The 14257-nt window shown below is 64.3% G+C and carries 17 protein-coding genes; 3 read left to right on the top strand and 14 right to left on the bottom strand.

Going from position 1 to position 14257, the window contains the following annotated elements; all coding sequences use genetic code 11:
* The first annotated feature begins 127 nt into the window (after positions 1 to 127).
* A complete protein-coding gene (locus BM348_RS04090; protein WP_092902259.1) occupies positions 128 to 1078 on the top strand; it encodes a phytoene/squalene synthase family protein in 951 nt (316 codons plus the stop codon).
* Positions 1079 to 1084: 6 nt separating this feature from the next.
* Here BM348_RS04090 and cruF read toward each other — a convergent pair whose 3' ends face one another.
* The 10 genes from cruF to BM348_RS04040 all read right to left on the bottom strand — a co-directional run bounded on the left by cruF (position 1085) and on the right by BM348_RS04040 (position 9355).
* The gene (gene cruF / locus BM348_RS04085) at positions 1085 to 2011 is read right to left on the bottom strand and encodes a bisanhydrobacterioruberin hydratase (protein ID WP_092902257.1); all 927 of its coding nucleotides are present in this window, start codon (positions 2009 to 2011) and stop codon (positions 1085 to 1087) included.
* Positions 2004 to 2909 carry a prenyltransferase gene (locus BM348_RS04080; RefSeq protein WP_092902255.1) on the bottom strand — a complete coding sequence of 302 codons (906 nt, stop codon included), beginning with the start codon at positions 2907 to 2909 and terminating at the stop codon, positions 2004 to 2006. Before BM348_RS04080 ends, cruF begins: the two co-directional genes overlap by 8 nt.
* A gap of 4 nt (positions 2910 to 2913) precedes the next feature.
* Positions 2914 to 4428, bottom strand: a complete 1515-nt coding sequence (locus BM348_RS04075; RefSeq protein WP_092902253.1) for a phytoene desaturase family protein — start codon at positions 4426 to 4428, stop codon at positions 2914 to 2916.
* 461 nt (positions 4429 to 4889) lie between these two features.
* Positions 4890 to 5174: a translation initiation factor eIF-1A gene (locus tag BM348_RS04070; RefSeq protein ID WP_082146691.1), complete on the bottom strand. Its 285-nt coding sequence runs from the start codon at positions 5172 to 5174 to the stop codon at positions 4890 to 4892.
* A gap of 122 nt (positions 5175 to 5296) precedes the next feature.
* Complete coding sequence (locus BM348_RS04065) at positions 5297 to 6409, bottom strand: NAD(P)-dependent alcohol dehydrogenase (RefSeq protein ID WP_092902251.1); 1113 nt, start codon at positions 6407 to 6409, stop codon at positions 5297 to 5299.
* An 80-nt stretch (positions 6410 to 6489) separates the two neighbouring features.
* Positions 6490 to 7023 (bottom strand): YkgJ family cysteine cluster protein, encoded by a 534-nt coding sequence (locus BM348_RS04060; protein ID WP_092902248.1) that lies wholly within the window; start codon positions 7021 to 7023, stop codon positions 6490 to 6492.
* A 74-nt stretch (positions 7024 to 7097) separates the two neighbouring features.
* The gene (locus BM348_RS04055; protein WP_092902246.1) at positions 7098 to 7292 is read right to left on the bottom strand and encodes a hypothetical protein; all 195 of its coding nucleotides are present in this window, start codon (positions 7290 to 7292) and stop codon (positions 7098 to 7100) included.
* Positions 7293 to 7474: 182 nt separating this feature from the next.
* Entirely contained in the window at positions 7475 to 7897 is a 423-nt protein-coding gene (locus tag BM348_RS04050; protein ID WP_092902244.1) for a hypothetical protein, read from the bottom strand.
* Between the two features lie 35 nt (positions 7898 to 7932).
* Positions 7933 to 8211: an acylphosphatase gene (locus tag BM348_RS04045; RefSeq protein ID WP_092902242.1), complete on the bottom strand. Its 279-nt coding sequence runs from the start codon at positions 8209 to 8211 to the stop codon at positions 7933 to 7935.
* A 217-nt stretch (positions 8212 to 8428) separates the two neighbouring features.
* On the bottom strand, positions 8429 to 9355 hold the full coding sequence (locus BM348_RS04040; RefSeq protein WP_092902240.1) for a DNA-3-methyladenine glycosylase family protein: 927 nt from the start codon (positions 9353 to 9355) through the stop codon (positions 8429 to 8431).
* 173 nt (positions 9356 to 9528) lie between these two features.
* Here BM348_RS04040 and BM348_RS04035 point away from each other — a divergent pair, with 173 nt between their 5' ends.
* Positions 9529 to 10077, top strand: a complete 549-nt coding sequence (locus BM348_RS04035; RefSeq protein WP_092902238.1) for a DUF555 domain-containing protein — start codon at positions 9529 to 9531, stop codon at positions 10075 to 10077.
* Positions 10078 to 10461: 384 nt separating this feature from the next.
* Here the strand turns inward: BM348_RS04035 and BM348_RS04030 are convergent, their stop codons facing one another.
* From BM348_RS04030 to BM348_RS04015, 4 genes are all read right to left on the bottom strand, one after another.
* Positions 10462 to 10701, bottom strand: coding sequence for a UPF0058 family protein (locus BM348_RS04030; RefSeq protein ID WP_092903601.1), 240 nt, complete (start codon positions 10699 to 10701; stop codon positions 10462 to 10464).
* A gap of 294 nt (positions 10702 to 10995) precedes the next feature.
* Positions 10996 to 11175 (bottom strand): DUF7836 family putative zinc-binding protein, encoded by a 180-nt coding sequence (locus BM348_RS04025; protein WP_050052027.1) that lies wholly within the window; start codon positions 11173 to 11175, stop codon positions 10996 to 10998.
* A 129-nt stretch (positions 11176 to 11304) separates the two neighbouring features.
* Positions 11305 to 12279 (bottom strand): transcription initiation factor IIB, encoded by a 975-nt coding sequence (locus BM348_RS04020; RefSeq protein WP_092902236.1) that lies wholly within the window; start codon positions 12277 to 12279, stop codon positions 11305 to 11307.
* A gap of 250 nt (positions 12280 to 12529) precedes the next feature.
* A complete protein-coding gene (locus BM348_RS04015) occupies positions 12530 to 12814 on the bottom strand; it encodes a DUF357 domain-containing protein (RefSeq protein ID WP_092902234.1) in 285 nt (94 codons plus the stop codon).
* 101 nt (positions 12815 to 12915) lie between these two features.
* Here BM348_RS04015 and BM348_RS04010 point away from each other — a divergent pair, with 101 nt between their 5' ends.
* On the top strand, positions 12916 to 14214 hold the full coding sequence (locus BM348_RS04010; protein WP_092902232.1) for a DUF389 domain-containing protein: 1299 nt from the start codon (positions 12916 to 12918) through the stop codon (positions 14212 to 14214).
* The last annotated feature ends 43 nt before the right edge of the window (positions 14215 to 14257 follow it).

The following is a 14257-nucleotide window of genomic DNA, read 5'->3' as shown; positions in this document are numbered from 1 at the left end:
TCAGTCTGTCTCGAGGAAAATTCGTCGAAACCCAACTAGTGAGGGGTGTCTATTTTATATGCACCTGTCGTACGGAAGACATCCTCGAGGGGTAGCGAGCGGAAGGCTACTGGTCAGGAACGAAAGAATGCAACGGGAACACATCCAGACGGGCAAGGCGATTCAGAAACGGACCGGAAAGACGTTTTACCTCGCGACGCGGTTTCTTCCGGAGCGGGTTCGCCACGCCACGCACGTCCTCTACGCGTTCTTTCGAATCGCGGACGAGGTCGTCGACGACGCGAACGGAACGCCCCCGGCCGAACAGGCCGCTCGGCTCGAGTCGCTCCGAGCGCAGGCCCTCGGCGAACAGCCCCCGGAAGACGACGTGCTCGTGGCGTTCGATCAGCTTCGCGAGCGGTACGACATCGCCGACCGGGAGATAAACGTCTTCATCGACGCGATGAAAACCGACATCGAAACGAACCGCTACGAGACCTACGCCGATCTCGAGGCGTACATGCGCGGTTCGGCAGCCGCCGTCGGCGTGATGATGACGGCGATCATGGAAACCGACGAAGCGGATCTCGCTCAGCCGCACGCGGTGAAACTCGGTGAGGCGTTCCAGATGACGAACTTCCTGCGGGACGTTCGAGAGGACGTCGTCGACCGTGATCGGATCTACCTCCCGCTCGAGAGCCTGCGCGAACACGGCGTCGATGAGAGAGCGGTGGAGAACCTCGAGTTTTCGGGCTCGTTCGCGTCGGTGATGCAGTCGGAACTCAAACGAACGGAACGGCTCTATCGCGAGGGCGTCGCGGGGATCAGATACTTGCCGAACGACTGTCAGTTGCCGGTCTTGCTCGCGGCGGTGCTGTATGCCGAGCACCATCACGTGATCCGGGCGCAGGACTACGACGTCTTGAGCGAGGAGCCGTCCCTGTCGACCACGCGAAAGCTGTTGTGTCTCGCGAAGACGCGCTGGCACTGGCACTGGAACCGGGATCCGGAGGCGGTCTTCAAGCGCGTCTCGGCCGTGCCGCCGAGCGAAACCGGCCGCCGCGGGCCCGGTCACGGAGAGGGCGTGCCAACCCGGTAAATCCGTTCAGAACGCGTTTTCCCACCGTCGTGATAGCGCCGACGTGATCGTCCCCAAGTCGTACCGATCCGTCCGAAACAGTCCGGCGCAGAACAGGAGCGCGACGCCCGCGGCGAGCCAGTTTCCGTAGATGACGTTGATCGCCCCCCACAGCACCGTGAAGCTGACGAGGTCGTCGAGGACGAACTCGCAGTCGTCGACGCGAGCCCGCAGCGCCGAGCGATCGAACGCGAGGTCGACGAGGATGACCGCGACGGTACCCGAGAGGAGCCAGCCGAGGTAGTTCGAGGCGGGGACGCCGTAGTAGGTACCCGCGGGATCGTAGGTCCAGAAGCCGATCGAAACCGCACCGGGATCGAGCACGAGGTCGACGGCGACGACTGCGAGGATCGCGACGGGCAGGCGAATCAACGCGACGTTCGAGGCCCTCTCGAGCGCCGACAGCGTCAGCAGGTACGCGTTGAGCACGAGCGGCACGAAGAAAAGCGGCAGGGCCAGCGGGACCTCGCCGAAGAGCATCGGCCCGAGCTGGATCGAGTACTCGAAGGCCCCGTAGGGCCAGTCGGTTCGAACCCCGACAGTCTCGATGGCGTACGTGTAGAGCGTCAAGGCCGCGAGTCCGGAGAGCGCCCGCCGATCGACCGTCGGAAGCAAGCCGACCACGAGCGGCGACCGCATGACCGCCGTCCCGAAGAGCAAAAACAGCGGGTTGTACGCAAGCGGCCCCGGGAGCACGCCCGCGTCGCTCGCGAGCAACGTCGTCGCGCCGACCAGTGGAAAGACGACCGCGATCGTGAATCGGTGCTCCCGAACGAGCGCCTCGAGCCGTCGCTGGACGGTCGATCGCGTTCCCCGGGCGCTCGAGGTATCCGCGGATCGCCGCGACTCGGACGGGGCGTCCGAGCCGTCACCGCCACGTTCCCGCTCAGACATACACCAGCCTCCAGAGGCCGCCCATAGTCAGAATCGCGCCGACGGCGGTGTTGATCGCGGGAAACCACCAGTAGGCGCGATCGACGTCGACGCTGGCGGTCGCGACGGCCGCGAGAAACGTCGGGTAGACGAGCATGAGCGCGCCGAGTCGGTACTCGAGAGCGCCGAAGGCGACGGCGGCGAGCAGCCAGCAGACGCCGCAGTACGCGTAGGTTCGTCTCTCGCCGAGCACCGTCGCGGTCGTTCGGATGCCGGTCGTTCTGTCGGGCTCGATGTCGGGAATCGCCGAAAACGTGTGCATGCCCATCGCCCACAGCCAGCCGCCGAGGACGGCGATCGCGGGAGGGTGCGTCCCGGCGACGGCCGCGTAGGCCGCTCCCGCGGGGGCGATGTAGAGCCCGTTCGACAGCGAGTCGAGAAACGGCGCGGTCTTGAACCGAAGCGGCGGCGCGCTGTAGGCGGCCCCGAGGAAGAGAAACAGCGCGAGCCACGGCCACGCCGCCGACGGCACCAGCGCGACGAAGAAGATCGGAATGAGCGCGCACGCGACGACCGCCGGCGCGACGATCCGCTGGCCCTCGTAGCGCGTTTCTCGGCCCGATTTTTTCGGGTTCGCCGCGTCGATCTCCCGGTCGTAGACGTCGTTGATCCCGTACAGAAAGACGTTCGCGGGAACCAGAAAGTACGCGAACAGCGCGAGAACCGGCGGCGAGAGGAGGCTGCCGACCGACTCCGCGGCGTAGGCCGCGCCCACGAGCACCGGTCCCGCGAGATACAGCCAGAACCGCGGCCGCGAGAGCACCAGCAGGTATCGAAGCGCGCCCTCGAGCGTGCTCGCGTCGTCGGCTCCCTCGGACCGGACCGTTCCACCGTGCCCGCTCGGTTCGTCGTCGGTCATAGACTCACCCGGCGTAGTCTTCGAGCACCGCGTCGGCCGTGAGTTCGCCGCTGATGAGACACATCGGGACGCCGATGCCGGGCGTGGTGTACGAGCCGGTGAAGTAGAGCCCGTCGACCGCCTTCGAGCGATGGGGCGGCCGGAACAGCGCCGTCTGGCGAAGCGTGTGGGCCATTCCGAGCGCCGTCCCCCGGAAGCTGTTGTACCTGTCGGCGAAGTCTTCCACGCTGAAGCGTTTCTCGAGGACGATGCGGTCGCGCAGTTCCTCGCCGGTGTTCGCGGCGATGTCCTCGAGCACCTGCTCTCGGTACCGATCCCGGCGTTCGGACGTGTCCTCGAGGCCGGGCGCGATTGGCACGAGGACGAACAGGGCGCTGTGGCCGTCGGGAGCGACGTCGTCGTCGGTTTTCGAGGGCACACAGCAGTAGTAGGCCGGGTTGTCCGGCCAGGCCGGCTCTTCGAATATCTGCTCGAAGTGTTGCTCCCAGTTCGTCGGCAGGACGAGCGTGTGGTGAGCGAGTTCCTCGATCTCGCCCTCGACGCCGAGATAGAGCAAGAACGCCGAGGGGGCGTACGTCCGCGACTCCCAGTAGTCCGCGTCGTAGCCGCGCTGGTCGGGCGCGAGCAGGTCCTGCTCGGTGTGTGCGTAATCCGCGTTGCTGACCACGATGTCGGCCTCGAACGCGCCGGGACGCGCGGACGAGTCCGTCCCACCGTGGGGATCGGTTTCGACCAGAAACGCGCCCGCTCTGCCCTTGATCGCCGTGACCGGCTGATTCGTTTCGTAGGTGACGCCGAGCTCTCGACCGAGTTCGACGAACGCGTCCATAACGCCGCCGAGTCCGTCCTCGGGGTACCAGACGCCGAGGTTGAAATCGACGTGGCTCATGAGGTTGTACAGCGCCGGCGTGTTGTTCGGTGACCCGCCGAGAAAGACCAGCGTGTACTGCATGATCTGCTGGAGCTTCGGGTGATCGAAGTACTTCTCGACGTGGCCCTGCATCGTCCCGAGCAAGGAGAGCCCGCGAGCCTGCCGGGCGACGTCGAGGTCGAGGTAGTCCCGCAGGCGCGGTCGGTCCTCGTAGACGAAGTGTTCCATGCCGACCTCGTAGTTTTCTCGTGATTTCTCGAGATACCGTTCTAACGCCTCGCCGGCTCCGTCCTCGTAGGATTCGAAGAGGGATTTCGTCTCCGCGAGATCGGGGGTGATGTCGACCTCGTCGCCGTCTTTGAAGAAGATTCGATAGTGCGGATCGAGGTGGGTGAGGTCGTAGTAGTCCGTCGGCGCGCGGTCGAACTGGCCGAAAAAGCGCTCGAAAACGTCGGGCATCAGGTACCACGACGGTCCCATGTCGAACCGAAAGCCGTCCTCCTCGAGAACGGATGCCCGGCCGCCGAGCTGTTCGTTCTTCTCTACGACGCGAACGTCCGCCCCCGCATCCGCGAGATAGCAGGCCGTCGAGAGTCCGCCGACGCCGGCCCCGACCACGACCACCGACTCACCCGCCAACGAGTTCATTGTGTCCCGATAGTAGGGACTGGATCATAAGCGTGGGTCACACATAGGTAGGCTTTCGTGACAGAACGAAGCCCGTCGAGACAGACCGAGGCGTGTCGCTCGAGCGACTGGCAGTCCGAGCGGGCCGTGGTTCGAGGTGATCGGCGAAGAAATCGGAAAACAGATCGCGCGAATATGAGACTCAGGTCCTCGCCGCGTCGTTCTCCCACACGAGGATGCGCGATCCGTCGCGGTTCGTTCGAGTGCGGTACGCGCGCACAGTCTGGCACCGGACTTGCTATCGACCGGCGGTACTTGTGGCTTGTCGTCGGAGCCCCATAAAAGTATGGGAGAGTATGTCACGCATGGTAGGTCGAAACGATGAAGCGCTACTACCCGTCCGAACGGATCTGTACTGTACTCAACGCTGCCTTTCGCAGCTAGAAGTCGACACCGCGTTTACCCGCGGCGATAAAAGTCGATCAGTCGATGTGTCCTTCGCGTCGCAGTTGGTCTGCGTCCTGCCCGGAGTAGCGCCATTCGATGGTCGCCTTCTCGTCTTGCCAGTCCCACGGCTCTGCAACGACGATATCGTCCTCGTTGATCCAGGTTCGATATTTCATGCGGCCGGGGATTCGACCGAGGCGCTCTTCACCGTCCTGGCAGCGAAGCCGGACGTGGTTACCACCGAGATGTTCGGTAACAACTGCGAACACCTCATCGTTGTTGGGCATGCGAAGGTTCCGCCGCCCTGTGTCTTCAGTCACAACGGTAATTGTATCGCCCGACGGTTAAATCATTTGAGTCGCACGGTATCGTGACACTCACCAAAGCGTCGGCGAGACTCCCAGTCCGAAACGCCACGGCGACGAGAGACGAAAGCGGGCTCTCAGGGTTCGCTGACCTTGAGGACGGGCTTGATCGTTCGCCCGTTCTCCGAATCTTCGACCGCCTGCTCGATCTCGTCGAAGTCGTAGTAGGTGACGAGTTCGTCGAACGGGAACTTCCCCTGCCGGTGGAGTTCGACGAGAACCGGAATGAACTCCTTCGGGTTGGAATCACCCTCGACGATCCCGGTGATCGATCGCCCGTTCAGAATCAGGTCGTTGACGTCGAAACTCGCCTCGGTGCCGAGCGCGGGCGCGCCGACGATCCCGACAGTACCGCGCTGCGTGAGCGAGTCGATTGATTGTTCGGCGACCTCGGGAACGCCCGTCGTCTCGAGGGCGTAGTCGACCCCGCCGCCGGTCAGCTCCCGGACGTGCTCTACGGCGTCGTCGACCGCGGCCGGATCGACGGTTTCGGTCGCGCCGAGATCCGCGGCGAGTTCGCGGCGGTTGTCCTTCAACTCGACCGAGATGATGTCCGTACAGCCCTCGATGTCGGCGGCCATCACCGCCGAGAGGCCGACCGATCCCGCGCCGAAAATCGCGATCGAGGAACCGGTCTTCGGGGCCAGCGAGTTGATGACCGCGCCGGCGCCCGTCTGGATGCCACAGCCGAGCGGTCCGAGCAGTTCCAGTGGGACGTCGTCGTCGACGGGGACGACGTTCCGTTCGGTCGCGATCGCGTGGGTCGCGAACGACGACTGGCCGAAGAACCGGCCGCTGATCGACTCGCCGTCTCGAGAGAGCGGCGACGTTCCGTCCTCCGGACGTTCGCCCCCGAAGTTGTGCGCGAAGAAGTCCTCGCAGTAGGCCGGTTGGCCGGCGCGACAACTCGGACACGCTTCGTCGTAGTCGAAACTCAGGACGACTCGGTCGCCGGGTTCGACCGACGAAACCGCGTCGCCGACGGACTCGACGACGCCTGACCCCTCGTGTCCGAGCACCGCAGGCAGCGGCGTCGGATACAACTGATCGCGGACGATCAGATCCGTGTGACAGACGCCGGCCCCGACGATCCGCACCCGCACTTCGTTATCCTGTGGCTCCTCGAGTTCGACGCTCTCGATCTCGAACGCTCCCCCTTCCTGTTCGACCACGGCTGCATCGATTTGCATGACAGGCCCACCCACGACGGGCGGTGGCAAGTATGTTGTGACCGTTTACGCGAGCCCCGCAAACAGTACCTGCCGTGCGCTCACAGGACTCGTTCGGAATCCGGGTTCTCGAGGTCCCACAGCACTTCCGGGAGGAACGCCTCGAGGTTCTCGATGACGCGGCGATCGCTGACGTTCAGCCCGTCGCAGTGGTCGTGTGCCGAGTCCCGGATATCGACGTGCAGGTCGCCCTCTTCGAGCCAGACGCCGAGTGGAAACACCGAACACCGGGTCGGTTTCCAGTCCTCCTCGAGATGTAGCGAGCAGAGCCCGTCCTCGCGCAGGAACGCACAGGCGTTGCCGTCCTCGTCGACGTGTGCCTCGCGGTCTTTGGGCTCTCGAGTGACGAACTTCTCGCCGCGGAAGTCGGTGGTCGTCTCCGCGAGGTTCGCGCGGGCGGCGAGTTCGATCAGATCCCGATCGTATAGCAAGACGCCGTGATGGCAACACCAGGTGCAGTCGTCGACGCACTCGAACGTGAGGTCGGGGTCGAACTCGACGACGGCCTCGCGCCCCTCGTAGACCTCGATTCGGCGCGGCCCGGCTCCGCGGTCGCTCGGCGTGTCGGTGCTCACGCTCGAGCGGACGGGATGCGTTCGGAAGTGCCTTTCTCCACGAGCGCGTCGAATCCCCCATCACGGGGGCAGACTCACTCCTCGAGAAGGAGGTAGGTGTGCGAGCCGCGGTGCTCGAGCGAGACGCGGTCCGTGCCGACGTTCGTTCGGACGAACTCCTCGACGCCTTTGGCCTGCAGATCGCTGACGTCGATCCGCGGGCGATCGGCGTCGGCGACGGGTTCTCGATCGGTCCGTTCGTCGTCGAAGCGCTCTACGAGTTGACTCATACCTCTCAGTTGGAGCGATAGTACGTGAAACCGATCCGTCCGCGGTGAAAGTGAAAGTGCGGGACTGAATCGGGGCCCCGCTCGGCATCGTTCGACCGTCTCAAACCGGTGCGGTGGGCAGTGCGCTCGAGTGCGGTCGTTCGACAGCCCGCGACTTCCGCTCTGAGTCGCGACGGTCGAGATCAGCCGAGGCGTTTCACGTCGACGCGGTGGCCGCCGTCGATACCGTCGACCCGTCCGAGCACGACGGCGTCGAGAATCGCGTCCGCCGCCCGCTCGCGCCAGGTCTCGAGCGCCCGCTCACGTCGTTTCCTGATTCGATCCGGGTCCTCGTCTCGGTCGTCCTCGGAGCGGTCGTCGAAGGAGGGGTAGGCCTCGAGTACCGCATCCGCGAGGAGGTCGTCCGGCTCGAGGTGGATCGCCTCGCTCACGCGGCCGCCCTCGTCGTGAAAGACGTGGAGTCGGGCGCGCATCCGGCCGTGAAACGGCGGCGTCATCCGGAGGACGGCGGTACCGGGATTCTCGCGGGTGTAGATCGCCGCGTCGACGACGTCCTCCGTTGCGACGGCGATAGATCGGATCGACGACGGGTCTTGATCGGACATGATGGTCGAACCCTCAGTATCAGCGCTCGAATTGCTCAGTATCGAATCTCGAACCCGTCTTCACCCTCGGGGGCTTCGAACTCGGCCTGTACGTCGCTGACGTCTGCGGCCGGGCTCCCCTCGTGACACCACTCGACCATCGACTCGACCGCGTCCTCGGGGCCCTCGAACACCGCCTCGACGCGCCCGTCCTCCAAGTTCTTCACCCAGCCGTCGACACCCGCGTCGCGGGCCGTGTCCCGCGTCGTCGCCCGATAGTAGACGCCCTGTACCGTGCCGGAGACGAAGACGTGCGCTCGCGTTCGCTCGGTCATGTGAGACGGCAGGCGGGCGAGGGGTAAAAATCCGGCCCACCCGCGCCGGCCGAACGCGCGTCGATAGGTGCGCGGCGCGATTTCTCGAGTTGCGCCGCGTGATCCCTCGAGTCGGGCGAGCCGTTTCTTGAGTCTGACGGCGACACGGACGGTGGACTCCCGAGGAAAAGCCAGACAGACGGCGTTCGATGGACGCCGACGCGTACTCTCCGACCGACTACTGGCCAGTTCGGAGGTAATGGAACACGTAGGTCTGTGCATAACCGGCGTACTCCCCGCCGAAACGCTCGCGGATGGCTCGAGAAGTCTCGGCGTAGTTCCCCCGGTCGCAGTCGGGATAGTAGTCGGCGACGGCGGTCTTGATCCAGGTGTCGAGCGGGACGGCCTCGTCGAACCCGAGCGCGAACAGGAGGATACAGTCTGCGACCTTGTCGCCGACGCCGACGAACCGGGTGAGGTACTCGCGAGCGTCCTCGTACTCGAGGTCGCGTGCCGCCTCCGGACGGGCCTCGCCGCTCGCGACCATCTCCGCGGTTCGAACGACGTAGGGTGCGCGGTAGCCGAGCCCGAGGTCTCGAAGTTCCGATTCGGTCGCCGCCGCGAGCTGGTCGGGCCGGGGAAACGCGTGGTAGGTCTCGCCGTCCAACTCGACCGCGTCGCCGTAGGTCCGAGCGAGCGTCGAGACCATGTCGTGTATCCGACCGACGCGCATCTGGGCCGAGCAGATAAACGAGATCAGGGTTCCGAAGGGCGGGTCCTCGACCAGCCGAAGGCCGCGATAGGCGTCGTAAGCTTTCTCGAGCAGCGGGTCGTCCGGCATCGAGTCGACGATCGCTTCGAGGTCGTCCTCGAGTCTGAGCAGGCGACGGATCGTCGCCTCGCGGTCGCTCGTCGCCTCCCACTCGAGGACGCCGCCGGTCGCTCCGGCTTCGCTCGCGCCGCGGCGTCGAACGCGGATGACGTCGCCGTCGACGACGGTCGAGTACCAGAGCCCGTGATCGTCACCCGACGGCGTGTCGGTGCCTTCGCCGGCGTACATCTGCCCGTCCTCGCGCCGCCAGAGGTAGCTCTGTCCGCTCTCGAGTGTCAGATAGAGATCGAAGCCGCCCGGACAGTTCTCGATCGGGATCGCGCCCGTTTCCATTGCCCTGCAATTCGCCAGCGACGGCTTGGGGCTTTCGAAGGTACGACGAGCCGTCGAAGGGGACCGCCCAGGTCGACTCGAGCCGGGCGGGCGGTGTCAAACCGACCACATCGCGTTTTCAGCCCACTCACGCGGGGCGAAGGTTCATACTGTTGGCTATACAATACCACGATATGAACTGCAGGGTTGTCGTCGAGGCCGCCGTGCCCGTATACGACGTCGAGACGGAGAACGAAGCAATTCGTATCGGGATCTCCAAGACCGGCGAGATGTTGAACCCTGATCTGAACTACGTCGAAATCAACATGGGGTCGCGAACCTCGCCGTCCGGCGAGGAACTCGAGCCAGCGTTCATCGCCGCCGACGAGGCGCTCGTCGCCCTCGAACTCGAGATGACCGTGTTCAACGTCGAGCGCGAGGAACACGCCTCGCGAATCGCGCGCAAGGAGATCGGCCAGCGACTCGAAAACATCCCGCTCGAGGTGCTCCGCGTCGAGGTCATCGAGGACGAAGACGACGCCGAAGCCGTCGGGGACGACGAAACCACCGAAGACGGGGAATCCGACGCAGACGCGAACGACCGCGACGCCGAATCGAACGAGCAGGGTTCCGACGAGACCGAGAGCGACGAGAGCGACGACACAGCGACGAACGACTCGAGTAAATCCAAGGCGACCACGGACGACGACGTGTTACCCGAGTTCGAAGAGCTACTCGAGTAGATCGCCGACGCGATAGCGCAGGACGACTTCAACTGGATTTTCTCCCCGTCCGAGCTAAGGCTCTCGAAACCGCTCGATCCATTGGCCCCTCGAGAGCGGGTTCGGTGACCGACGCCGACGCGACCGACAGACTCCCGCCCGTCGCGACAGGTCAGTCTGAACGATAGACGGAGACTGGATCGCTCGGATAACGAGTCGTTGTGAGAAGAAACGTCGGATAGCCTCGACGGCGACGGGGTGAAACGATCCACTGAGACGATAATAATGGGTGCCACTCTGTTGGGCGTTCGTCCGCCAAAAGCCGTTCGGTCGCAGGGAAACCAGGAACTCGGCGAGACGGCGTTGTCACTTCACGGGTTACGTTCCAGAGGAGTCGACGTGTCTTCAGTCGGCGGTAGCGGCGACTGCTTCCTGTTCTTCTTCGTCACGCATGTTGTACGTGATCCCCCCGGCAATCGCAAAAACGGCGGCTTTGTGATCTGTTTTCGATTTGTGAATCGATGTCGGTCGAATGCCGAGCGACTCGTACTCCTCGAGGTTAATCTGACAGTCATCCCACGCGGCACACTGGTTCGATACTTCGGCGAGAAGGCCGTGAAGGTGAATGAGCTCCTGTTTCTTCATAACCATGCAATTGTATCCACTGCAGGGTTATATTATTATCTTGAGACGCGTTAACACGCGAAGCAGGTCCCTGTAGTTGCCTGTTTCCACGAGAGACGACGAGCACATCGGGTCAAATTCGCCGAAACTCCCGACAACGTTCGACGCGGGGTCGGTAAGAAGTGCTTACCGCGTTCAACGGCACCGTTCGGAGCCGTCGGTTCGCGAGAACGGGCCCCGCGACCGACCGTCGTTCCACGCTTCGAACCGACGTTTCAAGAGTCGAAGCCGTACGATACCGATCGAAACGTCGGCTTAGCCGAGCTGTTTGAGCGTCCGGAGGTCGCGGTCCGTCCGCGCGAACTCGGAGGTCAACCGCGAGGCGTGACAGTTCGGGCAGTGAAAGAGTTCCGTCGATTCGGGGAGTTCGGCCGGCGACCGCTGCCAATCTTTGGTACATTCGGGACACAACAGTTGGATCGACGTCTCGTCCATGGTACAGTATTGCACACCGCGGGTGAAAAAGCTTCCTCGGTCGTGTCGGCCGGCCGACTCCCACTCGTGGGTCACCGAGACAGCGCGATGACAGACCGAGCTACCGCCGCGAGAAGTCTACCGGTCGCGTTAGGCCGGCGTCGCCGTGTCCGAGGCCTCGAGCAGTTCCTTGTAGCGGTTTCGAATCGTCACTTCCGAGATGTTCGCGACCTCGCTGACCTCGTTCTGGGTGACCTTCTCGTTGGTCAACAGTGCCGCAGCGTAGACCGACGCGGCGGCGAGGCCGACGGGCGACTTCCCGCTGTGGACGCCCTCCTCGCGGGCGGCGTCGAGCAGCTCTCGAGCCATCCGCTCGGTCTCTTCGGAGAGGTCGAGGCCGCTGGCGAATCGGGGGACGTACTGCTCGGGATCCGCCGGCTGTACCTCGAGGCCGAGCTCCCGGATGATGTAGCGGTAGGTCCGGGTGAGTTCCATCTTCTCGACCCGGCTGACCGCCGAGATCTCGTCGAGGCTTCGCGGTGTGCCGGCCTGTCGGGCGGCCGCGTACAGCGAGGCGGTCGCGACTCCCTCGATCGAACGGCCGGGGAGCAGGTCCTCCTCTAGGGCGCGCCGGTAGATGACCGACGCCGTCTCGCGGACATTTTCGGGGAGGCCGATCGCGCTCGCCATCCGGTCGATCTCGCCCAGCGCCTGCTTCAAGTTGCGCTCCTTGGAGTCGCGCGTTCGGAAGCGCTCGTTCCAGGTGCGAAGGCGCTGCATCTTCTGACGCTGACGGGAGCTCAGGGAGTTGCCGTAGGCGTCTTTGTCCTGCCAGCCAATGTTCGTCGACAGCCCCTGGTCGTGCATCATGTTCGTGGTCGGGGCGCCGACGCGGGACTTCTCGTCTTTCTCTGCGGCGTCGAACGCGCGCCACTCGGGGCCGCGATCGATCTCGTCTTCCTCGACGACGAGGCCGCAGTCCTCACAGACCGTCTCGGCGTGCTCGGCGTCAGAGACGACCCGACCGCCACACTCCGGACAGCGCTCTCTTTCGTCCGTCTCCGTGCTCGTCTCCGCTTCGGTCTCACTCTCACGTGAGTACGTTCGAATCGTTGAATCTGTCATGGTGTTTCGAGTTGGTTACGTGAGACTCCCGGGTGGGGGAACCAGAAGAAACCCGGTCGTCGCAGCTAACATAGTGTAAGGCCGAAGAGCTTAAAAAGCTTTTGCCTACTTTATAAACTGACACCCAAATCGGTTATATACGTTTCGTCTACATGGTGATCTATCGTGATCGATTCGGCGCTGACAGTCAGCCACGTAGATAAAACGTTGTCGGTCGTCGCGACCGGTTCGGTCGGGCAAAAATTGTCGACTAGACGGTAAAAAGGTGTCCCTCGGTGGGCACGTCGAACAGGCCGACTCGAGCGCCAGCGTCGAGCCACGCGTGGCCGTAGGAAAACGACGCCAGCGCGTTCACGAGGTCGCCCTGCTCGCGGAAGTGGGTCCCGTCCTCGAGGTAGGACTCGGCCATCTCGTAGCACTCGTCGGCGGCGTCGGCCATCGGCGACCCCTCGGGGGGTGCGACGGTCGCTTCCGAGAGGGCGTCCGATAGCAGTTCACCGTACCGATCGGTCTTCTCCTCGAGGTCTGCAGCCATCGGTGTAGCTATCGGGACTCGAACCCGTAAGTGCGTCGTCCGATCGACACGTTTCGCGGCAAATATCAATCGGTTTGTACCCCCTGCTGGTAGCGGGTCCAATGCGCTCGATCGAACTGCTCGTTCCCGAGGGGAAACGAGAGCGGACGCTCACCTTCCTCGAGGACGAGGACATCGACTACGTTCGGATCGACGAACGGGGTTCAGCGGGGGAACTCGTCGAGTTTCCGGTCCCGACGGAGGCGGTCGACCGGCTCTTAGAGCACCTGCGCGAGGATATCGGCATCGACGAGGAGTACATCGTCATCTCGTCGATCGAAACCGCCCGGACGCCGCGGATCGACGACCTCGAGGATCGGTTCGTCAACGGCGAAGAAGCCGACGACAGCATCTCTCGAGACGAGATCAGAACGCGCGCGCTCAATCTCACCCCGAGCCGGGTCACTTACTACACGATGACGATCCTGAGCGCGATCGTCGCGACGGCCGGACTCCTGCTCGACTCGCCGGCGATCGTCGTCGGTTCGATGGTGATCGCCCCGCAGGTGAGCGCCGCGCTCACCGGCACAGTGGGGCTCGTGATCAACGACCGGGACATGATCGTCAGCGGAATTCGCTCGCTGCTACTGGGGTTAGGCGTCGCGGTCGTCGGTTCGTTCGTCGTCGCCTGGGTCATCAGAGTGACCGGAGTCGTCCCATCGATCGTCGACATCGGGGCGATCACGCAGATACAACAGCGCGCCTCGCCCGGCGTGCTCGGGCTGGTCGTCGGAGCCGCCGCGGGCGCTGCGGGGGCGTTCGGCCTCGCGACGGCCATCCCCGTCTCGCTCGTGGGCGTGATGATCGCCGTGGCGCTCATCCCGGCGGCCGCGACGGTCGGCGTCGGCCTCGCCTGGGGCGCTGCGAGCATCGCTCTGGGGGCCGCCGTGCTCGTCGTCGTCAACGCGATGTCGATCCTGCTCTCCGGGCTCGTCGTCTTCTGGTATCTCGGATACCGACCGCGCGACTGGACGCCCGGGGCCGTCCGGTCGAACCTCACGTTCCAGCGGGTCGGCACGGTCGCCATCGTCGTGTTCGTGCTCGCGGCCGTTCTCGCCGCCGGCGGGTTCGCGCTCACCCAGCACCTGACCTTTCAGGACGCCGTCAGCGAGGAGGTACAGACCGTCCTCGAGGAGGACGACGATCTCGCGGATCTCGAACTCGTTTCGATCGGGACCGAGTTCGACGACCACGGGATCGTCAGCGAGCGAACCGAAGTCACGATCGAGATCCAACGCAGCGCCGGGCGGGAATATCCGGGACTCGCCGAGACGTTCGCGGCCCGGATTTCGGAGCGAACCGACAGGGACGTCTCCGTGACGGTCGAGTTCGTCGACCGCCGGAGCAGCGACACGTCCTGACGGCACCCGCGAGCGGACCCTCCGATCTCGAGGGAACGCGACG

This window comes from Halostagnicola kamekurae (genome assembly GCF_900116205.1).
Lineage (GTDB): Archaea > Halobacteriota > Halobacteria > Halobacteriales > Natrialbaceae > Halostagnicola > Halostagnicola kamekurae.
The sequence above is the reverse complement of the archived record's forward strand: the minus strand, read 5'-3'. Positions and strand labels throughout refer to the sequence as shown.